The organism is Zobellia nedashkovskayae (assembly GCF_015330125.1).
In the GTDB taxonomy this organism is placed as follows: Bacteria; Bacteroidota; Bacteroidia; order Flavobacteriales; family Flavobacteriaceae; genus Zobellia; species Zobellia nedashkovskayae.
In genome coordinates, this window is record NZ_JADDXR010000002.1 from 4161295 (window position 1) to 4187269 (window position 25975).

The following is a 25975-nucleotide window of genomic DNA, read 5'->3' on the forward strand; positions in this document are numbered from 1 at the left end:
CTTTTTTTTGAGTCAGATAAAATATCTTTTTGCCTACTGTAGCAATAAAGGACTAAATGTCTATCTTTGATAATTCAATACAGGAAATGCAGTTTAAATATCCAGAACTCTTTTGGGCCCTTTTTCTTCTCCTGATTCCCATTTTCATTCATTTATTCCAATTACGTCGTTTTAAGAAAACGCCGTTTACGAACGTCAAGTTTTTAAAGAAGGTAGTTTCAGAATCAAGACAGAGCAACACTTTAAAAAAGTGGTTGTTACTGTTTACCCGAATGTTATTGCTTATCGCTTTTATATTTGCATTTGCCCAACCCTTTTTTGCAGAAAAATCTGCCTTAAAACAAAAGGAAACGGTTATTTATTTGGATGACTCTTTTAGCATGCAATTAAAAGAAGAAAGTACTACTCTTTTGGAAAATGCTGTACAGGAACTTATAAAGAACCTACCTAAGACAGAGCGCTTCTCACTGTTTACAAATGCAAAAACATGTAGAAATACCACCATACAAGATATTCAAAATGAGCTTCTTGCCTTAAGTACTGGGAGCAAACAGTTAAAGCTAAACGAAATTCAGCTAAAGGGAAAAACACTTTTCTCTTCAGATATTGCTACGGATAAAAATCTAATTATACTTTCCGATTTTCAGCAGCTTATGGCCAGCACCCAAACGGATAGTTTACTAAATGTACATTCACATTGGGTAGCACTACGTGGAAAGGAAGTTAAAAACGTATCTATTGATTCCGCTTATATTGAATCTGAAACTTCAGAAAACCTGAATCTTTCGGTTAATCTTTCAGGTTCCGGCGCTATAGAAAATATTCCTGTTTCTTTATTTAATGGAGAAACACTTATAGCCAAAACATCGGCTTCATTTAATGAATCAAAAAAAGGAACCGCCAATTTTTCAATTCCTAAAAACGAAGCTTTTGACGGAAAAATCGAAATATCCGATTCCGGGCTGACTTATGACAATCTACTTTATTTTACTGTTGGCGAAAAGGAGAAAATAAAAGTGCTTAATGTTGGTGACGTTCAAAATAGATTTTTAGCTCGAATTTTTACCAAGGACGAGTTTATTTTTTCGGCAACTGAGCTAAAAACCTTGAACTACAGTAATCTTGCCAATCAGCATTTGATTATACTAAACAATTTGCAACAGATTCCTGCTTCGTTAACTACCGGTTTAAAGGCTTTTACAGATAATGGTGGACATTTATCAATTATACCTGCTACTGAAATCGATTTGAATTCATATAATTTACTTACTAGTAACTACGCCTCTACTACCCTTCTGCAAAAGGTACAAAATGAGCGTGAAATAACGAACATCTCGTTTTCCCATCCGCTATATCAGAATGTATTTGAAAAGAATGTAACCAACTTTCAATACCCAAAAACCAACGAGTTTTACAAAATAAAAACTGGCGCTTCCACAGCATTGGCTTTTCAAGGAAACGAACCATTTCTCGTGGGCGGTAAGTCTTTCTTTTTATTTACGGCATCCTTATCTAACCAGAATTCAAACTTTATCAATTCGCCTTTAGTGGTACCTACTTTTTATAACATGGCCATTGGAAGTTTAAAATTAGCTTCTTTGTATTCCGTTTTGGGACAATCGGTTTCAATAGATGTATCCACTTCGCTAGCTCAGGACGATATTCTTAAGTTGAAGAAAGGTGATTACGAGTTTATTCCGCGACAACAGTCTTTAAGCAATAAAGTTGCTCTCTCTTTTAACGAAAGTTTACAGGAAGATGGTAGCTATGCGATACTGCAAAACGAAAAACCAATAAAAAACATCAGTTTTAATTATAATAGAAACGAAAGCAATCTTTCCTATTTGAATATAACCGAACAAAAAATGGCATCTACATCAACCTCTATCTCATCTTTGTTCGAAACCATTGAAAAAGACAACAGCGTAACGGAGCTTTGGAAATGGTTTGTTATTTTAGCGCTGGCGTTGCTGTTTATTGAAGTACTTATTCAAAAATATCTTAAATGAACATTCTCTTAAAATCGGCAAAAATAATTGATACGAATAACGAAGCTCTTCATTTGAAAACTCGCGATATTTATATCAAAAATGGCATTATAGTCAAAATTGCTGCTAAAATAGAGCCTGAAAGTAAAACTCAGGTCGTAAAACACAAAAACCTACATGTATCCATCGGCTGGTTTGATAGCAGCGTTTCTTTTGGCGAACCGGGTTACGAAGAACGGGAAACGATTGAAAATGGATTGCACACCGCGGCACTAAGTGGTTTTACAGATGTAATCCTCAATCCAAGTACGCACCCTTGCCCTGATAGTAGTTCCGATATTGTATATCTTAAGAGTGCATCCACAGGCCTAGCAACAAATCTTTATCCGCTAGGTACTTTAACTATGAAAGCAGACGGCAACGATTTGGCCGAACTGTACGATATGAAAAATGCAGGAGCTGTTGGTTTTTATGACTATAAGCTTCCCGTGACCAATGCTAACCTTTTAAAGGTTGCTTTGCAATATGTACAAAACTTTGACGGATTGGTCTATTCTTTTCCTTTGGACACCAAAATTGCCGGGAAAGGCATTGTTAATGAAGGTGAGGTTTCAACTAAACTAGGCTTAAAAGGAATCCCCACTTTAGCAGAAGAACTTCAGGTGGCAAGAGACCTTTTTATTTTAGAATATACGGGAGGTAAATTACATATACCTACTATCTCTACAGCAAACTCTGTAAAGCTAATTGCCGATGCGAAGAAAAAAGGCCTGAACGTAAGTTGTAGCGTAGCGATTCATAATTTAATTTATACTGATTCCGTTTTAGAACAATTTGATTCCATCTATAAGGTAATGCCACCGTTACGCACCAAAAAGGATGCTAAAGCCCTTTTAAAAGGGTTGAAAGATGGCACCATAGATTTTGTGACTAGCAATCATACTCCTATGAACATTGAAGAAAAAAGAGTTGAATTTGACAATGCCTCTAACGGGACCATTGGTCTAGAATCTGCTTTTGGTAGTATGAACCAACTTTTAGATATAGAAACAGTAATTGCAATTCTTTCTAAAGGCCGAGAACGTTACGGATTAAAATCGCCTGAAATAAAAGAAGGTGAAGTAGCATGTTTAACACTCTTCAATCCTGATGACACTTATGTTTTTACTGAGGAGCACATAAAATCTACCTCAAAAAACAGTATGTTCATAAGTGCCGAATTAAAAGGCAAAGTATATAGTATCATTAATAATGGGCAGCACACAACAAACGATTAAGAATTATTACAAACCAATCAAATGGATCAAAATACAATAGACGAAGGAAAAACCACGGCAATCATTAGCTATGTAACTTTAATAGGTACACTGATTGCGTACTTTATGAACAAAAAAAATAATAACGAATTTGTCAAGTTTCATATTGGACAAGCGCTGAGGGCTTGGATTACAGGGCTGATTGTTACTTTTATTGCAAAAGTATTAATCATGTTCACTGGCATAGGCCTGTTAGGTTATTTTCAATATGCGGGACTAGTTCTAGCTATAATAGGAGGTTTAAATGCCATGAACGGCAAAGTGGAAAAGATTCCGCTAGTTGGAGATATTGGATAAAGTCCATTTTTAAAAATATTAAAAAAAAGAGACCCTGTTCGGGTCTCTTTTTTTGTGCAAGACTATAGCTTACATTAACTTTGGCAACATGGACACAGTAAAGGAAGGAAAAACAACGGCATTAATAGCTTATTTCACGATTGTAGGTTCGCTTATTGCAATGAGCATGAACTCCGATAGTAAAAATGAGTTCGCCCGATTTCATATTCGGCAGGCATTTGGTTTACATATATTTTTCTTAGGATTCGCTATATTTTTAAGCCAATGGTTTAATGAATATGCGTGGTACGGCTTATACATTGCTTATATTGTATTATGGGGGTATGGATTTATTGGCGCAATAAAGGACGAAAAACAGTCCGTTCCTCTAGTTGGTAATTTCTTTCAAAAATGGCTTAAATTTATCTAATGACAACAGCTCCACTATCTCTAGAACATCTTATTAGACCATCCTCTATTAAAGAAGGTAAGGCTCCCGTTCTTTTTATGTTTCACGGTTACGGAAGTAATGAAGAAGATCTGTTTTCTTTTGCTCCCGAACTACCTGAAGAACTTTGTATAATTTCCGTTCGCGCGCCATACCCTATGGAACCTTATGGCAATGCATGGTATGCCATTAATTTTGATGCGCAACAAGGCAAATGGAGTGATGATGAACAAGCAAAATCTTCCAGAGATAAGATTGTTGCTTTTATTGATGAAGCCTGCTCTGTCTATGCTCTAGATGCAAATTGTGTTACTATTTTAGGTTTTAGCCAGGGAACAATACTAAGTTATGCGGTGGCACTCTCATATCCAGAAAAAATTAAAAATGTAATTGCTCTAAGCGGCTATATAAATGAAGCTATTCTAAAGGAAGGTTATGAAAACAACGACTTTTCCAACTTAAAGATATATGCTTCCCACGGCCAAGTAGATCAAGTGATTCCTCCAGAATGGGCACAACGTGCTCCAAAATTCCTTGAAAATTTGAAAATTGAGCATGTATACGAAGAATTTCCCGTAGGTCACGGCGTTGCTCCCCAGAATTTCTATTCGTTTAAAAAGTGGTTAGAAGATAAAATCTAATTATTCACTTCGGGTATAAAGCAAATGGTCTCGCAAGGTAAAATCTACCGCAAGGTCATCTTTAAGCTCGTACTTTATAAGAAGCTCTCCCCAGTATTTACCATCAGAAAAATCGGTTAAAATCCATTTGTGATTTAAGATTTTTATTTTATTGATTTTAAAGTCACCTTCCATGCCTTCATAAGGCACTAGAGGGTTATCTCCTTTACTTTCATTAGTCTCAAGCAACTTATCCGCAATATATCTAGAAGGGTCTTTTAAATCCAAATGATCATAATAAGCCAAGGCATCATCATTATTTTCCAATGAAAAGTATTGCATTTCCAAAACCTTCAATTGTGTGTTTTGTACAGAATCTTGCAACTGCTCTACTTGAGTTTCCAACTTAGCAATACGTGTATCTTTTGAACTCGCCATCTTTCCATTACTCACAAAAAGATAGAGACAAATAAGTGATACAAAAATCAATAGGTAAAGAACTATTCTACTTTTCATAAATGAATATGGTTTATTATTTTAAACTGATATGGTAAGATTATCGTATGCCAAGTGTACATTTTTTGGCAAATTTTCTTCAACTTCGGCATGAAACCCTAACATATGGCTAATATGAGTAAGATAAGCTGTTTCAGGTTTTACTTCTTCAATAAAAGCTAAAGCTTCCTTTAAATTAAAATGAGAATGGTGCGGTTCTAGTCGCAAAGCATTAATAACAAGTACTTTGGAATTTTTTACTTTTTCGGTCTCTTCTTTTGAAATGGTTTTGACGTCCGTTAAATAAGTGAAGCCTTTAATTCTAAAGCCTAATACATTGATACGATTGTGACTCGCTTCTATAGGAATTACCTTTAATCCCCCAATGGTAAACGGATGATCTTTATCAATTAGGTTAACTGCTACCGCAGGTGCGCCAGGATACCGATTTTCATCTGCAAAAATATAATCAAAACGCCTTTTAAGGGAATCAGCAACACGTTTGTGCGCATATACAGGCACATCGCCTTGTCTAAAAAAATAAGGTCTAATATCATCTAAACCGGCGGTATGGTCAGAATGTTCATGTGTAAAAAGAATACCGTCTAGCTTCATGACCTCGTTAGTGAGCATCTGTTGTCTAAAATCCGGACCACAATCAATTGCATAATTATAGTCCTTCCATGAAACCAAAGCAGAAGTTCTAAGTCTTTTATCCTTTATATCACTACTGTTGCAAACTGGGTGATTACTGCCTATTACTGGGATTCCTTGAGAAGTGCCCGTACCTAAAAATGTTATTTTTAACGTATCGTTCATCTAGAGTCAAATTTATAACTAAAAAATTTAATAGATAACCCGAACTTGTTAACTTTGTTAAAAGCAAAATCAACCAAATGGCTTCAGTTTTAAAACGAGATACTGTATTTGAGAATATCCCTTCCATCAAAGCTAAAACTTTGAGGATCAACCTAAACCCTGACATTTACGGAACGTTTTCGGAAATTGGAGCTGGTCAAGAGACGGCACGCCATTTCTTTCGCTCAGGAGGTGCTTCAGGCACCATAGCCAAGGCTATGAGCGCGTATGACAAGGATTTTAGCGATGCCATTTATGGTATTGAAAATGATGGTAGATATGTAACACAATCTAGACTAAAAAAGATGCTTTCTCATGAGATGACACTTATGGAAGAGCGTATTAGTAGAGAAACTCATCCAGAACGTCTTTTCTTTTCGTACGCCAATACAGTGGCTACTATAGATTTTTCAAAAAGATTTAAAGGACACGGTTGGGTAGGTATTCGTTTTCAATTAGATCCTAACCAGAAAGAACTAGATGAAATTATACTTCATATACGTTTTAAACAAAACGAAGCCCGTTTACAGCAAGAAACCTTAGGTATTCTTGGTGTTAACTTGATTTATGGTGCTTTTTACAAGTACCACAAGCCAAGAAAAATGTTAAAATACCTTTACGATCATATTGATAAGGATACCGTAGAGATCGATATGGTGAACTTTTCTGGGCCTAACTTTAAAGATGTCGATAATAGATTGATGAGCCTTCAGCTGATCCGAAATGATATGACCGATGCGGTTATGTTTGGACCTGACGGTAATAATTTCCTGCCCGCCTCTGCTTTGTACAAAAAGAATATTTTGGCTTTACGAGGTAGTTTTAGACCGGTCACCAAGGTAAATATGGACATGTTCCATAAATCTTACGATATTTTTGTTCGGGATCCAGCAGTAGACCAAGAGAATACTATGGTTATTTTTGAAATAACCCTTTCTAACTTAAAAGCTTCTGGAGAAATAGATGAACAAGATTTTATGGATCGCGCAGAATTGCTTTGTGCTCTTGGCCATAATGTAATGATATCTAAGTTTCAAGAATATTTTAAACTAGTAGAATACTTTAATAGATATACTAAGGCAAAACTTGGTCTTACCATGGGTGTCAATAACTTGGTAGACATCTTTGATGAAAAGTATTACAGACACCTATCTGGAGGTATTTTGGAAGCCTTTGGTAAACTGTTCTTTAAAGAACTACAGGTTTATCTTTATCCTATGAAAAATGCGGAAACCGGTCAGATTATGACCAGTAACAACATTAAAGTTCATCCAAGAATGAAAGAACTTTATAAGTTCTTTAAGTATAATGGAAAAGTAATGGACATCATAGATTACGACCCTGAGATTATGCACATTTTCTCAAGAGATGCACTCAAGAAACTTATTAATAATGAAGAAGGATGGGAAGAAATGCTTCCTGAAGGTATACCAGAGATAATCAAGAATGAAAGTCTGTTTACCAGAAAGTTACTGAAACCTAAAAGTGATGAAATAAAGTAAAAATAAAAAAAGGGGCTTAGGCCCCTTTTTTTATTGAATTGCTTCTAATAATTCTGTAGTAATTTATTTAATCACCAAGCAATTGCGCTGCGTGATCTTTGGTTTTTACCTTGTCTATCACCTTCGTAACAATTGCATTACCGTCTACAACAAAAGTTTTTCTGTGAATACCATCATATTCGCGACCCATAAATTTTTTCAGTCCCCAGACCCCAAAAGTGTTGATTACGGTATGGTCTTCATCTGCTAATAACGGAAAGGGGAAATTATTCTTATTCTTAAAGTTACTTTGTCTCTTTTCTGAATCTGCACTTACACCCAACAGTTCATATCCTTGAGCTTGAAGCTCCTCATAATTATCCCGCAAATTACAGGCTTCTGCAGTACAACCTGGCGTACTTGCTTTAGGATAAAAAAAGACAATTAACTTCTTGCCTTTAAAATCAGATAATTTAATTGTATTACCATCTTGGTCTTTCGCTGAAAAATCGGGTACTTTGTCCCCTACTTGTAATGTATTCATAGCACTTCTTTATTTTGTGTTTCAATTTTCATTGCTAAAATTAGACAAAAATGACAAAAGCGGAAAAGGTTGATTTTACTATTAAGACCTTAAGAGATATTTATCCAACGATACCGGTGCCTTTGGAGCATAAAGACCCATATACTTTATTAATTGCCGTATTACTATCTGCTCAAAGTACAGATGTTAGAGTAAATAAAATTACACCTCTTTTATTCGAAAGAGCGGACAACCCTTATGATATGATTAAATTATCTGTAGAAGAAATTCGTGATATTATTAGACCCGTTGGTCTTTCTCCTATGAAATCTAAGGGAATTCATGGACTATCTAAAATGTTAGTAGAAAAATATAATGGTGTAGTTCCTCAGGAATTAGAACTTTTAGAAGAATTTCCTGCTGTGGGTCACAAAACTGCAAGTGTAGTGGTTTCTCAAGCTTTTGGTATTCCTGCTTTTCCTGTAGATACCCATATTCATAGATTAATGTATAGATGGGGCTTTACTAATGGAAAAAACGTTGTGCAAACAGAAAAAGATGCCAAGCGCCTATTTCCAAAAGAAATTTGGAATGACTTGCATCTTCAGATAATTTGGTACGGTCGAGAATATTCTCCTGCCAGAGGATGGGATTTAGATAATGATATCATTACCAAAACTATTGGTAGGAAAGCAATAATCGATAATTATTACAAAACAAAAAAGACCCGTTAAGCCAGGTCTTTTTTGTTTAGTTCAAGCTATTTTCAAACTGAAAATTCTTGTATTCAACAATATGAAATTGCTTAGAAAAACTAAGCAAAAAGTTGATAGTTTCTTTTGTTGCTTGGATAGCTGCACCTCTTTCAAGGTTCTCAGAGTAAATTTTTTCCATAGTAGTAATATAGTTATACAATGGATAACGCAACTAGAATGGATATATTGTTACAAGGTATTAGCGATCTATTAATTCGTTAATACAATGTTATGCTTGTCTATAATTTTTCTTAGATTGATTAATGCATAACGCATTCTCCCCAAGGCAGTATTAATGCTAACTCCTGTGTTTTCCGAGATTTCTTTAAAGCTCATATCTTTATAGATACGCATTACCAAAACTTCTTTTTGATCATCTGGTAATTCTTCAATTAAATGCTTTAAATCTGAAGTAATCTGATCTTTTATGATTTGCTTTTCTGCATTCAATTTATCATCTCCTATTACAGAAAAGATATTAAAATCATCACTGCCTTCAAACATTGGCATTCTTTTGTTCTTTCTGAAGTGATCAATAATTAAGTTATGTGCAATTCTCATTACCCATGGCAAAAATTTACCTTCTTCACTATATGAACCTTTTTTCAAAGTTTTAATTACTTTAATAAAAGTATCTTGGAAAATATCTTCTGTAACATCTCTATCTAAAACCTTTGAGTAAATAAAGCTAGATATTCTTTGGTTGTGACGGTTGATTAAAACTTCAAGTGCTTTTTCATCTCCGCTGATATAATCTCTTACTAATACTGAATCTTCGATTTGTGAGCTCATGGTGTAGGGTTTTTAGTTTTTTGGATTTGAGACTTTCTAAAGAAAGGCTACCGTTATTTAGTTATTTTCGAGTAATATTTTTATCCTTTGGCGGATGACCTTGTTGTTATTTCTGATGTAAAACTAGATAATAGAGGGCTCTAGAAAAAAACATTGTTGTAAAACCGCTAGTTTTTGATGTGAAATGCCACTTTTCTATTTTTCTGTAAAATAAAATGGAATGAAGTGCGTTAGCCACACAAAATCAGCCTTCTGTAGAATATGGGTGAAGTGGTCCTTTTATTCGGCTGTTTATTCTAAATAAGATATAACATATAGTATGTACTATAAAGACAGTAATTAAACTTGGTTATTTCCTACAAAAAAACCCTAGCAATTTTCATTACTAGGGCTATATATATTTTGAAGAACTAGTACTTAGTTCAAATTTGATTCAAATTGAAGGCCATCGGCCTCTGTTATTTCTAATGCCTTTGAATAATCCAATAGAAACTTAATTGTTGAAGGGCTTGCTTTAGCCGATTTATGCTTATCCGATTCTGTCGCGTAAATTTTTCCCATATCTATTTTAGTATTGTTACAGCATTATAACGCCACAAACATAAATATAATAAAACTGCCCGACCTAACGCACGTTAATTCGTTAAAACAATATTATGCTCTTCAATTATCTTTCTAAGGTTAATTAAAGCGTAACGCATTCTTCCCAAGGCTGTATTTATACTTACTCCTGTATTTTCCGAAATCTCCTTAAAACTCATATCCTTATATATACGCATAATCAATACCTCTCGTTGATCAACTGGCAATTCAGCAACAAGCACTTCCAAATCACAATCTATCTGGTCTTTTATAAGTTGGCGCTCAGCATTAAGCTTATCATCACCGATCAAAGAAAAGATATCAAAACTATCTGCTCCTTGAAACATGGGCATACGACTGGTTTTTCTAAAATGGTCTATTATAAGGTTATGGGCTATGCGCATTACCCAAGGTAAAAATTTACCTTCTTCATTATATGTACCACGACGTAGTGTCTTTATAACCTTAATAAAGGTATCTTGAAAAATGTCTTCGGTAATATCTCGGTTATTTACTTTGGAATAAATAAAACTACTAAGCCGCTGGTTGTGCTTTGCAATTAGAAATTCTAATGCCTTTTCATCACCAGAAACATAATTTTTAATAAGAAGAGAATCTTCCGTCAATATATCCATAACAATTACTTTAATAGTTAAAACGAGACACCTCCCCTGTGGAAAGGTCTTGTAGATAATGTTTTAATCTTTCTAAAAGTAATTTTCTGCTATAGGCGTATTAACATTTTGTTAGGCCCCAAATATAGATAAAATTAAATGACTTTGGAAAATTTCTATCGTCATACACACATTTTTTAATGCTAACCATACAATTCTAGCTATTGAAATCTTCAAATTGTATCTTTGCAAATCTATATAAGAACATGACGGAAATAGTAGACGTAAACCCAAAACACAACATAATAATCAAAGGCGCAAAACTGCACAACCTTAAGAATATTGATGTTGTCATCCCCCGAAACAAACTAGTTGTTATTACCGGTCTTTCTGGTTCAGGTAAGTCCAGTTTAGCATTTGACACCTTATATGCAGAAGGTCAAAGACGTTATGTAGAGAGTCTTTCTTCCTATGCCAGACAATTTTTAGGCAAATTAGATAAGCCAAAAGTGGACTATATAAAAGGTATAGCCCCTGCCATTGCCATTGAACAAAAGGTGAACTCTACAAACCCACGGTCTACCGTTGGTACTACAACGGAGATTTATGATTATCTAAAATTACTATACGCGCGTATCGGTCGCACCATATCTCCCATTTCTGGCCGAGAAGTAAAAAAAGATACGGTTACAGATGTGGTGGAACATGTTAAAAAGTATGAGGAAGGTACCAAACTTCTTTTACTGGCCCCTATTGTTATAGATAAGGAAAGAGATTCATTAAAATCTCTTCAACTACTTTCCAAACAAGGCTATGCCAGAATAAAGTATAATGGCGAAGTGCTAAGGATAGATAATGCACCCGAAGATATTGGTAAGAATTTTGACTTGGTCATAGATCGGATTATAGTCAAGGACGATGAAGACTTCTATAATCGTTTGGCCAACGCCATTGATACGGCTTTTTTTGAAGGCAAAGGAGAATGTGCTATAGAAGAGCTAGCTACAAAGGTTGTTACTCCTTTTAGTAATAAGTTTGAGTTAGACGGAATGTCATTCTTAGAGCCAAATGTTCATTTATTCAGTTTTAACAACCCTTATGGAGCTTGTCCAAAATGTGAAGGGTATGGAGATGTTATAGGAATAGACAAAGACCTTGTGATTCCCAATACGGCATTATCAGTATATGAAAATGCTATTTTTCCATGGCGTGGTGAGAGTATGGGGTGGTATAGAGATCAACTTGTAAATTCTGCCTATAAATATGACTTTCCTATTCATAAGCCGTGGTTTGAACTATCCGAAGAACAAAAACAGTTGGTCTGGGATGGCAATGACCACTTTATTGGTTTACATAAATTTTTTGGGCAATTAGAAGAAAAGAGTTACAAAATACAGAATAGGGTTATGCTTTCTCGCTACCGCGGAAAAACCAAATGTAATGTTTGCCAAGGAAAGCGATTACGGAAAGAAACCGATTACATTATAGTTGGCGGAAAAAACATTTCTGATTTAGTTGAATTACCTATCAAAAAATTGATTCCATTTTTTGAAGAACTGGTTTTAGATAAATATGATGCGAAAATTGCATCGCGGTTATTAAAGGAAATCATTACGAGATTAGGTTTTCTCTATAAGGTTGGATTAAGTTATTTGACGATAAATAGAAAATCTAATACACTTTCAGGTGGAGAAAGCCAGCGTATCAACCTGGCAACCTCATTAGGAAGTAGCCTTGTGGGAAGTATGTATATTCTGGATGAACCCAGTATAGGACTACACCCAAAAGATACCGAGAACTTAATTGATGTTTTAAAATCTTTACGAGACCTTGGTAACACCGTTATTGTTGTTGAGCATGATGAAGATATCATGAAAGCGGCAGACGAAGTTATTGATATTGGTCCCGAAGCCGGTACACATGGTGGAAAAGTTGTTGCCCATGGAACGCTAGATGAAATATTAAAGTCTACGTCACTAACTGCGAGTTACCTAAATGGAACAGAAGAAATAACTGTACCCAGCAAAAGAAGAACTTCTACAGATTACATTACAATAAGAGGTGCTCGTGAAAATAATCTAAAAAATATAGATGTAACCTTTCCACTCAACATGCTTACGGTAATAACCGGGGTGTCAGGAAGTGGTAAAAGCACTTTGGTCAAAAAGCTTTTGTATCCTATTATATTAAAAGAAGTTGGCGGGTACGGAGAAAAAGCGGGACAGTTTACCAAAGTAGAGGGTAAATACAAGAATATAAAACATGTAGAGTTTGTTGACCAAAATCCTATTGGAAGGTCTTCACGCTCAAATCCTGTAACCTATATAAAGGCATATGATGACATCAGGAATCTTTTTGCTTCACAAAAGCTAAGTAAAATAAGAGCTTATCAAGCCAAACATTTTTCTTTTAATGTGGATGGAGGCCGATGCGAAAAATGTAAAGGAGAAGGTGAGATTACTGTAGAAATGCAGTTCATGGCCGATGTTCACTTGGAATGTGATACCTGCGGTGGCAAACGTTTTAAGAAGGAAGTGTTAGAGGTAAAATTTGAGGATGCAAGTATTGATGATGTCCTAAATATGACTATTGATGACGCTATCGCATTTTTTGATTTACATAAGCAAACAAAAATTGTTAATAAACTGAAACCTTTACAGGATGTTGGCTTGGGTTATGTAACCTTAGGACAGTCCTCTTCTACCTTATCCGGTGGAGAAGCTCAACGAATTAAACTAGCATCCTTTTTAGTTAAGGGTACAACTAAAGATAAGGCACTCTTTATTTTTGATGAACCTACAACCGGTTTGCATTTTCATGATATAAAGAAACTTCTAAAATCTTTTGATGCTTTAATTTCCAAAGGACATTCCGTTATAGTAATAGAGCACAATATAGAATTGATTAAATGTGCTGATTATATTATTGACCTTGGTCCTGAAGGCGGCGAAGGTGGAGGATTGCTTTTAGCAGAAGGTACTCCAGAGGAAATAATAAAGAGTAAAACCTCTTTTACGGCCAAATATTTAAAAGAGAAGCTATAGTAGAAATATTAAAACATTAAGCAGTAAGTTATAAGACCATATTTCCTTAAAAAGAAGTATGGTCTTTTAATTTTTCTTCCAATAGCAATACATGTTTAAAGACATATCCCTTTGTTAAAGCAAACAAACATAAAACCATAAACAACTGATTATCAATTTAATAAATGTGATTCGGATTTTTTGGCACGCTGTTTGTTTATTACTACTCGAATGTGAATATTTTCATTCAAGAATTAAAACCTTATATCATGAAAAACTTAGTACTCCTTTTTTCGGCCCTTATTTTTAGCACCTCAGGTGTTATGGCCACAAGTACAGTAGAAGATAAGGTTGCTGAACGCAATGCTTATACAAACAACGACTCATTTATTTTTGTCGAGAATGGCATTACGTTTTCGGTATATCCAGATGGTGAATTCGATTTTTATATAGACAATCGTGTAACCGGTCGTCGTAATGGTGTAACCTTTAATTCAGGTTACGATTATAGTCCATATGCACAATATGATGATTATGGCGCTGTGGTTCAAGTAGAAAACGTTGCTATTTATTATGACTATTACGGTCGTGTTACCCAAGTAGGTGATGTTGATATCAGTTATAACAACAATCGTGTACGTAGCGTTGGTGGAATGTCTGTTTTCTATAACCGTAGAGGTTTTTACGATTATCATACAGGTTATATAAATGTTTATAACAGACAATATGTATATAGACCTTTTCATGCATTTTTTGCAAGACCGATTATTGGTTTCAGTCTAGTATTCAATAAGCCTTATAGAAGATTCTATAGTCCAATTCGTTATACGTATTATAATCCTTACAGATACAATACAAGACGTGCATATGCCAAAATAGGAAACACGCACCGTTATAATAAAGTAAGAAGTGACAGATCTAGAGTCTATAGAAATGATAATAGAGTTGCTGTACGTAGTAATAACTCTAGAAACAACAGATCAGTTTCTAAAAGGAATTATAACACTACACGAACAAACAGAGCTACTGTTTCTACCCGAAATAATTCGGTAAGAAGAACAGCCTCTAGAAGTAGTGCCACACGTTCAATTAATTCTAATGGAAATATTGCAAAGAGAAATTCAACTGTAAAATCAAGAGCAACTACTCCATCTAGCAATAGATCAGTTACTCAAAGGTCAACTACGGTTAGAAAGCCAACGAGTAATACGGTAACAAAAAGAACGGTAACACGTTCGCCACGTAATACATCGGTAACAAGAAGAAGTAACAGTACTTATAAAAGCCCACAAACGAGAAACCGGACTGCAAGCAGAAGCGTAAAGCAAACACCTACGCAAAGTAGAAGTAGTGTTAGCACAAGAAGTACTAGAAGTACAGTGAGCAAAGCTCCATCTAGAAGTAGGAGTAATAGTAGTACTGCTTCTTCAAGAACAACTTCATCAAGAAGTGCTAGAAGATATTAAAAATAGTTTTTAGGTTGGTTGTTGCCCCCGCATTAGAATAATCTAATGCGGGGGTTTTATTTTGTAGACTATTTATTAACTCACCTTTTCTACAGTAACCCTAATAGATTTACTAATGGGAGTTTTGCTTTTATCTGCATACTGATCATGCGGCACCAAAACATTGGTTTCCGGATAATATGCCGCTAAATCTCCAGCAGGAATGTTATAAGGTATAACCAGAAATTTATTCGCGGTACGCACTTTTCCGTCATAAGTACTGGTAATATTGATGACATCCTTTTTCTTCAGGCCTTTCTTCTCCATATCCTCTGGATTCATAAACAAAACGCGCCTTTCATTATAGATGCCTCTATATCTATCATCCATACCGTAAATAGTAGTATTGAACTGATCATGTGATCTAATGGTCATCAACATAAACTCTTCCGGTTTTAAATTGTGCTCTGGCAGAGGGTTTACGGTTAGTTGTGCCCTTCCATTTGGCAGCATACTAAAATCTAAATCACGTACATTATTTGGTAGATAGTATCCAATACCTTTTGACTGCTCTTTGGTATTATCAAAACCCTTAACCACGTTATCTATGCTTTCCCTAATAAGTTCATAATCTTCACCCATCCCTTTCCAATTCACAGAATGCTTACCTCCAAAAAAAGTATCCGCCAATTCTGCAATAAGTTCGGGTTCGCTCTTAATATTATCAGATGTTGGTTTCAAAAGTCCACGAGATTGTCTAACCCGCCCCATGCTATCTTCCATAGTCTGGTAACGAAGTGTACCATCTTTCATGTCTTTTTCGGAACGACCAAAAGTGGGTAAAATCAAAGCTGTCTTCCCCGTAACCAAATGCGAGCGATTCAACTTTGTACTTACCTGAACTGTTAATTCACAGTTCTGCATAGATTCAGCAGTATACACGGTATCAGAAGCGGCCATTAAAAAATTACCCCCTAAGCAAACAAAGACTTTTCCTTCTTCGTTATGCATGGCCTTAATAGCTCCAACAACATCCAAACCTTCTTCGGTAGGGGCCTTAAAACCTAGATGCTTTTCAATTCGTTCATTTAGTCCTTTATCTACAAAATGCATGATACCAACAGAACGGTCTCCTTGCACATTACTGTGTCCACGAACAGGACATGTTCCTGCATTAGGCTTACCTAAAGAGCCTTTTAATAAAAGTAAATTTAGGTATTCACAAATAGTGGCTACTCCATTTTTATGTTGTGTTAGCCCCATAGCCCAACAAACAACTATATTTTCACTTGTTGCCAAAAGAGCAACAGTTTCATTTACTATCTCATTAGTTACACCACTAAGACGTAATAATGATTCTTCGTCATAATTCTTAAAATCGGAAATAAGTGCCGCATAACCGTCAACATATTTGAGCATGAAATCATGGTCAAAAACTTTTTGTCCCTTTTCATCAAGAGCTGCAAGCCTTTTAAGAATCAACTTCATTAAAGCTATATCTTGATTTATACGGACTTGCAAGTGTATATCAGTTAAATCTTCTCCGCCCCCTAACAAACCATTCAAATGTTGTGGGTTTTTAAAGTTGATAAGCCCCGACTCTTCTAAGGGATTAATGCTAATTATTTTCCCACCATTCTTCTTGCATTTTTCTAGAGCAGAAAGCATTCGTGGGTGGTTTGTTCCAGGGTTTTGACCGGCAACGATGACAACATCGGCACCATATAAGTCTTCAAGCTTTACAGAGCCTTTACCTATGCCTAGAGTTTCTGAAAGCGCCACACCACTAGATTCATGGCACATATTAGAACAATCTGGCATATTATTCGTGCCCAGAGCTCTTGCAAACATACCGTACAAGTATGCCGCCTCATTGCTGGAACGACCTGATGTATAAAAGATGGCATCATTTGGCGAATTCAATTTGTGTAATTCTATTGAAATTAGCTCATAAGATGCTTCCCAAGAAATTGGCTCATAATGAACACTTCCCGGCCTAAGAACCATAGGCTCGGTAATTCTACCGAATTTATTAAGTTGATATTCCGTGAGTTTGGAGAGTTCTTCTACTGAATACTTCTTAAAAAAATCGCGATCAATTTTATCTGTGGTAGCTTCATCTGCAACGGCTTTTGCACCGTTTTCGCAGTACTCAGCTACAGTAGAAGGGTGCTCTGGATTTGGCCAAGCACAACTTGGGCAATCAAAACCATCTTCTTGATTAAGTTCTAAGAAGGCACGCATAGAACGTACAATACCCATTTCCTTAAACCCGTGGCGTAAAGCTTCTTTAACTCCTAATTTTCCCGCGGCATATCTAACCGGCTCGGTAATTTTTATATTTGAAAAATCTTCAGAACCTATAACTGATACATTTCTCTGAAAGTCTTTATCTGACATACTTAACTTCTATTTCTAGTGTTGCAATTTTGGATTGGGATAATTTTCAGATTCATCTTCTCCCCTATCTTCTAGACACGTAAAATCCTTTTCAACTAAAAGCGATAAAGTTTTGCCGTCCGTAAGAGAAATTGAATTACCGAATCCCACTTTTTCGCTATTTTCCCAGTTCTGAATTCCTTCTAAAGGTAGCACTATGGTAAGCTTATTTTCTTCAAATTTTGCTGTTATAGCATACGCATCAGCCTGGCTACTTAAAGCGTAGGTAAATGTGCTATTAACAAATTGAGTTTCTTCTTGAATATATCCTGTTCTACAAAACTGAGACACCTCAGTTTTGGTAATGCGCATGCGTATTGAATTACCTTTTATACGTACCTTCATTTGAAGAAAATATTGATAATGACTAGTAGAAAATAGCCCGATATCTTAATTAAGGTTAAATATACAAGTCAATATTGAAAAAACGCTGAATATTTCTTCTTTCTTGAGTCTTCCCCATACTCCTGTGCTCTTCATATAACAAAATACCATCAGGATTTGTTATTTTAAAATAAACTCCAGGCCCGGGAATGGAAGAAATAGGTGTTTCAATACTTATAATAGGAGAGAGATACGTCTGTTTATAATCTATACTTTTATAATCTATTCGGAACTTGCCGTCACGATTTGAAACAGCACTCCCTAGAAAATCATCTTTTACCCAATCCACATCAATTGCAGAAACAACTACACCAGATACTGGTGTTTCTTTGTCTTGAGCAGACTTTACATTACCTATAATTGTCCAAACATCTAATAGTTTACGGACTTGGTTCCAAAACTGAAAACTAAAACAATAATTCCAGCTAAATTCCTTAGTCGGATTACCGCCTCTCCATATTGGAGTTAGCCTTCGTGCAGTAAAATGAATTGGGTCGTGTATTTTTCTATAGCTCTCGTGTTTATCGGTTACAATCAAATCTATTTCAATTTCACCATCACTATAAGAGTCACAAATATCTATAGTATAATTTCCTTCGCAATTAGTATGCCCAGACCCAAGAAGGTTCTTTGATTTATAGGCAATAATATCCGCAGGTAGTTTAATTAATTCACTTTTGTGATTACAAGCTACCTTTATATCACTCGTAACTTTGTAGACTTTAACCTCTACACTATCCAAAGATTCATAGAGGTCTAAATATAGACAGGCTCTTAGATTACCTTTGATTATATACCCCATTTCTTTACAATTAATCGATGAAAAAAATACTATCTATTTAGCGGAGGAGGATAAGTGCAAGTATGAAAGGGGGCTTTCTTTATGAATTAGAGTGTTAAGATAAAGTTATTGTTCTTTCTTTCCAAATACTTTTGATAGGACTTGAAAAACATCTTCAGAAATCCTGAACTTGAACAATACCCCTATATAGAGAACAGCTATACCCAAGCTCTTAATTATAATATTTATAATGGGGTGATATGAAAGATTCAAAAAGTAAAAAACTAACGTGGTCACTACCAATAATATGGAAATTTGAATGGTTTCCCTAGTGAAAGGAATCATGTTAAATTTCATTTTTACATAAATCAACTTTACAGTATTGTAGATAAAGAAAGCTGAAAAACTAGCTATTGCCGCACCATCTAAACCATAAGCAGGAATAAGCCATATGTTTAAAAATACAGTTACAATAGCTAAAAACAAACCCATATACAAAACAGCTTTATAGTAATCTGAATTATACAAAATTGAATTATTGTTCCCGAGCAAAGCATCGTACAATTTAGCCAAGCCCAACCAAACAAAAATTATATAACCATTGCGGTACGCATCTGGTAATAACTCATAAAGGTCATTCAGATTCAGGTAAATAAGAACAAACAAAAGACCTGATATAATGTAAAGCGTTAATGAGCTTTTCTGATAAAGACGTTTAAGCCCCACTAAATCATTTTTGTTCAGAAGTTCTGCAGTAAGCGGATATGTAATTTGATGCATAGACCGAGAAGGAACTGCAACTACCAAAGCTATAAAACTTGCTACACCGTAATACGCTACATTTTCAATTTTAATAAATTGATTGATCATCACCTTATCTATCTCTAATAGCACGATAGCAACAGAACCTCCCAAAATTATCAATGCACTGTAGACTAATATTTTCCGTGTGTTTTCAGGGAAGTCAAATATTAGTTTAGGACGATGTAACTGATACGCATAGATTTTCATAATAAGCGTACGAAGTAAATAGGCAGCTACTAAAAAATCAAGAAACGACCGAACGTTAATAACTTCAAAATAGAGAAGAATTAAAAGGACCGTTTGCGCCACCCTCCCAAAAATCTCTTTCATGAAATTACCAAAGACAGATTTCATCTGTACCCTAGCCCAGGCATAAAATAATTCAAAATATGCCATAGACATAGCTATTAAAAATATATGCCAGACATAATCTTTTACAATGGGGTTCTCTTTAGATAAAAAGCTTCCTATGGTTTCATTTGACAAATACGTTATGCCTCCTATAGGAAGAATTAAAACCAAAGGTAAAAACAACATAAGCGTGAGAAAACCGTCCATAGACTTCGTGTCATTCTTAAAGCTACTATAAAATTTAACCAAAGTGTTGGGTACCCCAAAAGCCAAAACCGGCATAAGCACAACAGAAGCGGACAAAACCACCTGAAGAAGTCCATAATATTTGGGCTCCATAAATTGCAAGTACAAGACTAAGGTATTAATCGCGCCAAGACCAAAACCCAAGTAGGTAATTATAGAGTTGTTCAATGACTGTTTAAATACCAATCCCATTAGAGCAATTTAGATAATTCTTCTGTTAACGCCCTACGACTGTACTTTTCTATAGCTATAGATTCTGAAGTTATTCTTCCTTTTTTGAAGGCTTCATACCATTCAAGAATAGTTCTCTTAAGTTCTGCTTGAGCCTTATAATCAAAAACCTGACCTGCGTGAGTGCTATCAATTATCTCACCTGCCTCCCACCCTTTTGGGCCAACTGCCAAAATAGGTCGTTTAGCAATCATATACTCAAACAGTTTACCTGGTATAATTCCTTTGGTTTCTTCACTGTCAATTTCTACTAAAAGCAACAATTGTGACCTTTGCTGCTTGCGTTGCGCTTCAGCATGAGAGCCATACCCCAACATTTTAATATACGGACCAAGTTCGTAACGATACATTGAATCCATTACATCTTGACTTACTACACCCATGAATTCCAATTGCAAATCACCACGGAAGACCGAGTTTTCTGCGGCAATCTGTGACAATACTTTCCATAGATTTTTTGGATTTCTTCCCGTTAGCAAAGAACCAATATGTGAAATGGTAAAACTCTTGTCTAAATATGCGTCACCCTGGTAATCAGAATCATACCCATTTGTAATAACGGAAATAGGTTGTTTTGTAATGCTCTCAAATTCAGTTTTTGTAGTATTGCTTGTTACAAGAATTCTATCGGCTCCGTTTAAAACTGCATACTCTAATTTCTTATGTTTCTTTTCTGAATTACTAGTTAGCTTTAACTCTTTATGGTATCCAATTGAAGTCCACGGGTCTCTAAAATCAGCGAACCATTTGACACCCTTTTCTTTCTTTAGTTCTCTTCCTATAAGGTGTACACTATGCGGCGGACCTGTAGTAATTACAGTATCTATACTTTCTTTTGAAATAACCTCCGTCAAAAATTTCACAGAAGGTTTTATCCAATATTTTCTGGCATCTGGAATGAAAAAATTACCTCTAACCCATAACATACTTTTTTCAAAAAACGATTGGTTTTTAGTCTGTATAATTCCAGAGCTAATCCGTTTTGTCTTTTTTGAAGAAACCAATTTCGCAAGTCCGTAAGGTTCAAATAGAGGTTTGGAATATATGGTGATGTCTTTGGGAATCTCACTCATTAAACTTGCATCCTCTATGGGGTAGTGCGGGTTTTCAGGAATATATACTACTGGTTCAACATTAAAATCACGAAGATATTTTACAAATTTCAACCACCTCTGCACACCAGGACCACCGGCAGGAGGCCAATAATAGGTGATAATGAGGACTTTCTTCATAAGTGCAAATTACAAGGTGAAAGATTGGGGAATCTTTACTTAAAACTATTTAACTTCCTTCTTTTCTTGACCTTTGTTTTTCTTTGAACCGAAAAACGTAAATCCAATACCTCCTAGAACTATAAGTGCCAATAAAATAGAACTTGCCAATGTAATCTTACTTCCTATTCTAACAACTTCCGGTTCAAATTTAAATTCTATGGTATGATCACCACTAGGAACTTCTAACGCACGAAGCGTATAATTAGCCTTAAAGTAATCCTTTAATTCTCCATCTACATAGGCGTTCCATCCATTATGGTAATACATTTCAGAGAAGACAACAAGACCATCGTTCTGGTTAGTGGACTTGTACGTCAAATGATTCGGCACATAATCAACCAATGTTATTGTCGCCGTTGAATCAACTATAAAATCATAAGCTTTTAGACCGTTTACTTTAGCTACATTAACTACAGCTTCGGTTCTGGTATTTAACTTATCCAATGCTTGAATTTCTTCATTGGCCGAATTCACTTTAACTACATGATTCACAAACCATGCATTACCATTTGCATCAGGATTCACTGCAGGATAACTTTTACCTTCCTCATCTTGCTGAATCACATATTTCACATTAAGCATATTCAAAACGCCCATATTGCCCTTGTAAACGTAAAAGCTAAACAAGTCTTCCAAACCCGCAGGTTTTGCAGCGTGATAACCACCAATAGATTGATGATAATATGATGTGCGAGCACCATTTATACCCTCAGTAGGGTCATAAACCCTGTAGATACCTTTGTTTTTGTTAATTTCTTGGTCTATTGCGGTCTCTGGAAATGGTTGTGTCATTTTTCGTTTAGAAACAAAATTATCACCATCAACATAACGTTGATCCACACCTACCAAATCAAAAATAATCAAAGCTCCTATAGCTATAATTACCAAGTTTTCTTTTAGCTTTCCTTTAATATAAAACCAAAGTGCCAAAGCGGTCAAAAATACAAGGATTATAGACCGAAGAAGATCTGAATTGTACACCGCCTTACGATCAGCCTGAATTAATGAAACTAATTCATCTCCATAATTCCGTTTTAAAAAGTCATCACTAGGTCCTTCAAAATCAAAACCAGCTTTAAAAATAAAGAGCGCTACGCTTAGCCCCAATACCGTAAAAAAAGATATTCTAAGTGCTTTTAATTTTTCAGAAACATCTACCGTAGATTTAAAAAGTTCACGTAAAGCTAAGACAGCCAATACCGGAGCACATAGTTCTAGAATAATTTGAATAGATGATACCGCCCTAAATTTGTCATATAGCGGAAAATAATCAATCATTAAATCTGTCAAGAAACTAAAGTTTTTACCCCATGAAAGGAACAATGACATAAGAACGCCACCAAGAAGCCACCATTTGGCTTTTCCTTTTACTAGGATAAGCCCTAAAATAAAAAGGAAGAAAATAATAGCACCAATATAAGCAGGACCGGATGTGCCAGGTTGATCGGCCCAGTATAAAGGTAAACCACTAGAAAAACTAAGGGCTTGACTACGGGATACTCCTTGATCTATAAGAAAATCATAGCTTTTTGAGTTTTCTCCTAAATTTTCACTGTTAGAACCGCCAAACAAACGTGGGACAAAAAGATTCAAAGATTCAGTAATACCATAACTCCACTGGGTAATATAAGATTTATCCAATCCCCCCGTATTTTCCTTTGTTGTTCCATCTGGATTGATGGTCAATTCAGATTTTCCACGAGTACTCCAATCCGCATATTCCTTTGTGGCCATTAGACTGGTGGCGTTTGCTGCTATACCCAATATGACAGCTACTAATAAAAGACCAACGGAACTAAAATAGTGCTTTAGTTTTTCTGTTCTGATAGCATCTACTAGGTAGACTACACCCAAAATCAAAACCAAAAGCATAAAGTAATACGTCATCTGGTAGTGGTTGGCCCTTATTTCTAAAGCCATAGATATGGCCGTAAGAATAAAACCCCAAAGGTATTTCTTTCGAAAAACCAAAACGATACCACCAAGAAGCATGGGTAAATATCCTAAAGCGTGTGCTTTTGCATTGTGCCCTACTCCAAGTATGATAATAAGATATGTTGAAAAACCAAAAGCCAACGCGCCAATAATAGCCAGCCTATAATCTACTTTTAAACAGCATAGCAATATATAAAAGCCAATAAAATATAGAAACAAATAATCTGCTGGTCTAGGAAGAAACCTGATAAGATTATCTAACTTTTTTACGTAGTCATGAGGGTAATACGCGCCCAATTGGTAAGTAGGCATACCGCCAAAGGCACTATTCGTCCAATAGGGCTCTTCCCCTGTTTTTTTTCTAAAATCATTTTGTTCCTTAGCCATACCGGTAAACTGAACAATATCTGATTGTTCTATTACCTTGCCCTGAAGGACCGGGTAGAAATAAGCCAAAGCGGCAATAACAAAGAAAACGGTAACAAAAAAATGTACGAAGAAGGCCTTCAATCCTTTTTGCATAATGGGATTTATCGATTGATTCGGCTAAAATAATGAAGTTATCTCTACTATGGAATTTGTTTTCGTCTTAACTTAAGATATAGCAGTTAGTTTTGAAAAATAAAAATTAAGTTTAAAGGTTTTTTAAAAAGCCGAAAAAGAGGTGTAATTAAAATTGACAGTTGATTTTCTTGAAGATGATATCCTAATCTATTTCTTCAAAATCGATATAATCGCCCACCTGATTATTTGAAGAATTCTTTCTAGATGGTTTCTTGTCTATAATAACCTCTCCTGCCTGATCTGCTGGAGCCTGCCCGTAACCTTGTTGCGCAAAATCACCAAATTTCTCATTAAAGTGCTCTTGCGTTTTACGCGCGGCATAACCAAAAATTTTAGGGGCGAACATCTTTACCAATAATTTAAAAAGGTAATAGACCAATAAAATTATAAAGATTGTCTTTAAAAATGCCATATTTTTTCAAAATGATTATATCAAAAATACAAATCTAGCGTTGTAATACCTGTGTAGAAGTGCTAAAATATTATTAAAGTCCGCTTTATTGATGTGTTTTACCTATTCTATATTAGACTTGCAATATCTAAAAAGCAGTAATAACAATAGTTCGCTATTTTAAAAACGCCTTATTTTGAGCGTTAATATTTAGACTACACACAAAAAAGAACAAGCCTGAATTAATTAATCAAGCGCCGAAAAAAATGAAAAATTACCTATTGACACTGATTTTTGCCCTTCCATTTATAGGGACATCACAATATACGGACGTTATCAACTCTAATCGCCCAGGCCTTTCCGTTAGTGCGTATGCTGTTGGTAGAAATGTATTACAAGTAGAAGCCGGTGTTCTTTATGAGCAAAGAGACCACACCCTTTTAAATACAAAAAGCAATATCTGGGGTTCTGACATATCATTACGTTACGGATTGCTTTTTGAGCGACTAGAGCTTAACTATGAAGGAACATTTGTAAATCAAAACATTACTTATACCAGTTTAGACATAACTGAAAACCTAACTGATTTTTCTAGAAATCGTGTAGGTCTTAAATATTTGCTTTACGATCGTTTTAAAAATCCAGAACGAAACAAACCTAATTTATACAGCTGGAAAGCAAATTATGGTTTCAAGTTCAAAAACCTAATTCCATCCGTTTCACTTTATGGTGGAGCTACTTTTAACTTGGGAGACAATCCTTTTTACGTTGGTGACCCAACCGTATCATATCGTGGTATGGTAATTACACAAAGTAGATTAACGCCTCGTTTTGTCCTTATTACCAATATTGCCTATGACCGTATAACAACAGATTATCCTGAATTAAGCTATTTAGTTTCCTTTTCCCATGCTTTCCGCAATCCAAAATGGAGTGCTTTTGTTGAAAACCAAGGTATACAGAGTGATCGCTATTCAGATGTATTAATTCGTGGTGGTGTTGCCCATTTGTTAACAGATGATCTTCAAGTAGATTTTAACCTTGGTGCCAGCTTTAAGAATACTCCTTCTAGAATTTTTATAACCGCCGGTGGATCGTACCGTTTTGATTTTCACAAAGACAAATTAAAAGCGATAGATGAGCAAGGTGCTGGTGAAAATGGTGAGCCTATCAAAAAGAACGCCATGAAAAAGAAGGAAAAAGAAGATGGCAAAAATAAAAAAAGCGGCAGCGGAGCAGAAGATATTGACTTAGGCCCGTCTAAGAAACAATTGAAAAAACTTAAGAAAGAAGAGAGAAAAAAGAAGAAAAATAAAGAACGAGGTAGCGGAGCTATTGATTTCTAAGTAAAACTGACTT

Annotated in this window: 23 protein-coding genes; 10 read left to right on the top strand and 13 right to left on the bottom strand. The window is 35.4% G+C overall.

Features of this window, described 5'->3' with window-relative positions; all coding sequences use genetic code 11:
* Positions 1–56: 56 nt before the first annotated feature.
* From IWB64_RS17130 to IWB64_RS17150, 5 genes are all read left to right on the top strand, one after another.
* Complete coding sequence (locus IWB64_RS17130; protein WP_226975923.1) at positions 57–2009, top strand: BatA domain-containing protein; 1953 nt, start codon at positions 57–59, stop codon at positions 2007–2009.
* On the top strand, positions 2006–3265 hold the full coding sequence (locus tag IWB64_RS17135; RefSeq protein WP_194535174.1) for a dihydroorotase: 1260 nt from the start codon (positions 2006–2008) through the stop codon (positions 3263–3265). The genes IWB64_RS17130 and IWB64_RS17135 overlap by 4 nt, the downstream gene beginning before the upstream one ends.
* A gap of 21 nt (positions 3266–3286) precedes the next feature.
* The gene (locus IWB64_RS17140) at positions 3287–3601 is read left to right on the top strand and encodes a DUF4870 domain-containing protein (RefSeq protein WP_194535175.1); all 315 of its coding nucleotides are present in this window, start codon (positions 3287–3289) and stop codon (positions 3599–3601) included.
* An 88-nt stretch (positions 3602–3689) separates the two neighbouring features.
* Positions 3690–4010 (top strand): hypothetical protein, encoded by a 321-nt coding sequence (locus IWB64_RS17145; protein WP_194535176.1) that lies wholly within the window; start codon positions 3690–3692, stop codon positions 4008–4010.
* A complete protein-coding gene (locus IWB64_RS17150) occupies positions 4010–4669 on the top strand; it encodes an alpha/beta hydrolase (protein WP_194535177.1) in 660 nt (219 codons plus the stop codon). The genes IWB64_RS17145 and IWB64_RS17150 overlap by 1 nt, the downstream gene beginning before the upstream one ends.
* On the opposite strand, the gene IWB64_RS17155 is transcribed toward IWB64_RS17150, so the two are convergent.
* Complete coding sequence (locus IWB64_RS17155) at positions 4670–5164, bottom strand: hydrolase (RefSeq protein ID WP_194535178.1); 495 nt, start codon at positions 5162–5164, stop codon at positions 4670–4672.
* 21 nt (positions 5165–5185) lie between these two features.
* Complete coding sequence (locus IWB64_RS17160) at positions 5186–5962, bottom strand: MBL fold metallo-hydrolase (RefSeq protein WP_194535179.1); 777 nt, start codon at positions 5960–5962, stop codon at positions 5186–5188.
* 77 nt (positions 5963–6039) lie between these two features.
* On the opposite strand from IWB64_RS17160, the gene IWB64_RS17165 reads away from it, so the two are divergent.
* A complete protein-coding gene (locus IWB64_RS17165) occupies positions 6040–7503 on the top strand; it encodes a TonB-dependent receptor (RefSeq protein WP_194535180.1) in 1464 nt (487 codons plus the stop codon).
* A gap of 67 nt (positions 7504–7570) precedes the next feature.
* On the opposite strand, the gene bcp is transcribed toward IWB64_RS17165, so the two are convergent.
* On the bottom strand, positions 7571–8026 hold the full coding sequence (gene bcp, locus IWB64_RS17170; protein WP_194535181.1) for a thioredoxin-dependent thiol peroxidase: 456 nt from the start codon (positions 8024–8026) through the stop codon (positions 7571–7573).
* A 50-nt stretch (positions 8027–8076) separates the two neighbouring features.
* Here bcp and IWB64_RS17175 point away from each other — a divergent pair, with 50 nt between their 5' ends.
* The gene (locus IWB64_RS17175) at positions 8077–8739 is read left to right on the top strand and encodes an endonuclease III domain-containing protein (RefSeq protein WP_194535182.1); all 663 of its coding nucleotides are present in this window, start codon (positions 8077–8079) and stop codon (positions 8737–8739) included.
* A 231-nt stretch (positions 8740–8970) separates the two neighbouring features.
* Here IWB64_RS17175 and IWB64_RS17180 read toward each other — a convergent pair whose 3' ends face one another.
* The 3 genes from IWB64_RS17180 to IWB64_RS17190 all read right to left on the bottom strand — a co-directional run bounded on the left by IWB64_RS17180 (position 8971) and on the right by IWB64_RS17190 (position 10769).
* On the bottom strand, positions 8971–9552 hold the full coding sequence (locus IWB64_RS17180) for an RNA polymerase sigma factor (protein ID WP_194535183.1): 582 nt from the start codon (positions 9550–9552) through the stop codon (positions 8971–8973).
* A gap of 417 nt (positions 9553–9969) precedes the next feature.
* Complete coding sequence (locus IWB64_RS17185; RefSeq protein ID WP_194535184.1) at positions 9970–10113, bottom strand: hypothetical protein; 144 nt, start codon at positions 10111–10113, stop codon at positions 9970–9972.
* Between the two features lie 74 nt (positions 10114–10187).
* A complete protein-coding gene (locus tag IWB64_RS17190; protein ID WP_194535185.1) occupies positions 10188–10769 on the bottom strand; it encodes a sigma-70 family RNA polymerase sigma factor in 582 nt (193 codons plus the stop codon).
* Positions 10770–11014: 245 nt separating this feature from the next.
* On the opposite strand from IWB64_RS17190, the gene uvrA reads away from it, so the two are divergent.
* Both uvrA and IWB64_RS17200 read left to right on the top strand, forming a co-directional pair.
* The gene (uvrA, locus tag IWB64_RS17195) at positions 11015–13792 is read left to right on the top strand and encodes an excinuclease ABC subunit UvrA (protein WP_194535186.1); all 2778 of its coding nucleotides are present in this window, start codon (positions 11015–11017) and stop codon (positions 13790–13792) included.
* Between the two features lie 248 nt (positions 13793–14040).
* Entirely contained in the window at positions 14041–15237 is a 1197-nt protein-coding gene (locus IWB64_RS17200) for a hypothetical protein (RefSeq protein WP_194535187.1), read from the top strand.
* Positions 15238–15312: 75 nt separating this feature from the next.
* On the opposite strand, the gene IWB64_RS17205 is transcribed toward IWB64_RS17200, so the two are convergent.
* The 7 genes from IWB64_RS17205 to IWB64_RS17235 all read right to left on the bottom strand — a co-directional run bounded on the left by IWB64_RS17205 (position 15313) and on the right by IWB64_RS17235 (position 24637).
* Entirely contained in the window at positions 15313–17616 is a 2304-nt protein-coding gene (locus IWB64_RS17205) for an FdhF/YdeP family oxidoreductase (RefSeq protein ID WP_194535188.1), read from the bottom strand.
* Positions 17617–17631: 15 nt separating this feature from the next.
* Positions 17632–18000, bottom strand: coding sequence for a DUF7009 family protein (locus IWB64_RS17210; RefSeq protein WP_194535189.1), 369 nt, complete (start codon positions 17998–18000; stop codon positions 17632–17634).
* A gap of 55 nt (positions 18001–18055) precedes the next feature.
* Positions 18056–18841, bottom strand: a complete 786-nt coding sequence (locus tag IWB64_RS17215; protein WP_194535190.1) for a carboxypeptidase-like regulatory domain-containing protein — start codon at positions 18839–18841, stop codon at positions 18056–18058.
* 105 nt (positions 18842–18946) lie between these two features.
* A complete protein-coding gene (locus tag IWB64_RS17220) occupies positions 18947–20413 on the bottom strand; it encodes a lipopolysaccharide biosynthesis protein (RefSeq protein ID WP_194535191.1) in 1467 nt (488 codons plus the stop codon).
* Positions 20413–21684 (bottom strand): glycosyltransferase family 4 protein, encoded by a 1272-nt coding sequence (locus IWB64_RS17225; protein ID WP_194535192.1) that lies wholly within the window; start codon positions 21682–21684, stop codon positions 20413–20415. Before IWB64_RS17225 ends, IWB64_RS17220 begins: the two co-directional genes overlap by 1 nt.
* A gap of 45 nt (positions 21685–21729) precedes the next feature.
* A complete protein-coding gene (locus tag IWB64_RS17230; RefSeq protein ID WP_194535193.1) occupies positions 21730–24183 on the bottom strand; it encodes a YfhO family protein in 2454 nt (817 codons plus the stop codon).
* A 184-nt stretch (positions 24184–24367) separates the two neighbouring features.
* Complete coding sequence (locus IWB64_RS17235) at positions 24368–24637, bottom strand: DUF4834 family protein (RefSeq protein WP_194535194.1); 270 nt, start codon at positions 24635–24637, stop codon at positions 24368–24370.
* A 245-nt stretch (positions 24638–24882) separates the two neighbouring features.
* On the opposite strand from IWB64_RS17235, the gene IWB64_RS17240 reads away from it, so the two are divergent.
* On the top strand, positions 24883–25962 hold the full coding sequence (locus tag IWB64_RS17240) for a transporter (protein WP_194535195.1): 1080 nt from the start codon (positions 24883–24885) through the stop codon (positions 25960–25962).
* Positions 25963–25975 lie beyond the last annotated feature (13 nt).

Bases quoted from the DNA above. Each gene is read 5' to 3' on its own strand.
- IWB64_RS17130 (WP_226975923.1), top strand. From the start codon at position 57: ATGTCTATCTTTGATAATTCAATACAGGAAATGCAGTTTAAATATCCA.
- IWB64_RS17135 (WP_194535174.1), top strand. From the start codon at position 2,006: ATGAACATTCTCTTAAAATCGGCAAAAATAATTGATACGAATAACGAA.
- IWB64_RS17140 (WP_194535175.1), top strand. From the start codon at position 3,287: ATGGATCAAAATACAATAGACGAAGGAAAAACCACGGCAATCATTAGC.
- IWB64_RS17145 (WP_194535176.1), top strand. From the start codon at position 3,690: ATGGACACAGTAAAGGAAGGAAAAACAACGGCATTAATAGCTTATTTC.
- IWB64_RS17150 (WP_194535177.1), top strand. From the start codon at position 4,010: ATGACAACAGCTCCACTATCTCTAGAACATCTTATTAGACCATCCTCT.
- IWB64_RS17155 (WP_194535178.1), bottom strand. From the start codon at position 5,164: ATGAAAAGTAGAATAGTTCTTTACCTATTGATTTTTGTATCACTTATT.
- IWB64_RS17160 (WP_194535179.1), bottom strand. From the start codon at position 5,962: ATGAACGATACGTTAAAAATAACATTTTTAGGTACGGGCACTTCTCAA.
- IWB64_RS17165 (WP_194535180.1), top strand. From the start codon at position 6,040: ATGGCTTCAGTTTTAAAACGAGATACTGTATTTGAGAATATCCCTTCC.
- bcp (WP_194535181.1), bottom strand. From the start codon at position 8,026: ATGAATACATTACAAGTAGGGGACAAAGTACCCGATTTTTCAGCGAAA.
- IWB64_RS17175 (WP_194535182.1), top strand. From the start codon at position 8,077: ATGACAAAAGCGGAAAAGGTTGATTTTACTATTAAGACCTTAAGAGAT.
- IWB64_RS17180 (WP_194535183.1), bottom strand. From the start codon at position 9,552: ATGAGCTCACAAATCGAAGATTCAGTATTAGTAAGAGATTATATCAGC.
- IWB64_RS17185 (WP_194535184.1), bottom strand. From the start codon at position 10,113: ATGGGAAAAATTTACGCGACAGAATCGGATAAGCATAAATCGGCTAAA.
- IWB64_RS17190 (WP_194535185.1), bottom strand. From the start codon at position 10,769: ATGGATATATTGACGGAAGATTCTCTTCTTATTAAAAATTATGTTTCT.
- uvrA (WP_194535186.1), top strand. From the start codon at position 11,015: ATGACGGAAATAGTAGACGTAAACCCAAAACACAACATAATAATCAAA.
- IWB64_RS17200 (WP_194535187.1), top strand. From the start codon at position 14,041: ATGAAAAACTTAGTACTCCTTTTTTCGGCCCTTATTTTTAGCACCTCA.
- IWB64_RS17205 (WP_194535188.1), bottom strand. From the start codon at position 17,616: ATGTCAGATAAAGACTTTCAGAGAAATGTATCAGTTATAGGTTCTGAA.
- IWB64_RS17210 (WP_194535189.1), bottom strand. From the start codon at position 18,000: ATGAAGGTACGTATAAAAGGTAATTCAATACGCATGCGCATTACCAAA.
- IWB64_RS17215 (WP_194535190.1), bottom strand. From the start codon at position 18,841: ATGGGGTATATAATCAAAGGTAATCTAAGAGCCTGTCTATATTTAGAC.
- IWB64_RS17220 (WP_194535191.1), bottom strand. From the start codon at position 20,413: ATGGGATTGGTATTTAAACAGTCATTGAACAACTCTATAATTACCTAC.
- IWB64_RS17225 (WP_194535192.1), bottom strand. From the start codon at position 21,684: ATGAAGAAAGTCCTCATTATCACCTATTATTGGCCTCCTGCCGGTGGT.
- IWB64_RS17230 (WP_194535193.1), bottom strand. From the start codon at position 24,183: ATGCAAAAAGGATTGAAGGCCTTCTTCGTACATTTTTTTGTTACCGTT.
- IWB64_RS17235 (WP_194535194.1), bottom strand. From the start codon at position 24,637: ATGGCATTTTTAAAGACAATCTTTATAATTTTATTGGTCTATTACCTT.
- IWB64_RS17240 (WP_194535195.1), top strand. From the start codon at position 24,883: ATGAAAAATTACCTATTGACACTGATTTTTGCCCTTCCATTTATAGGG.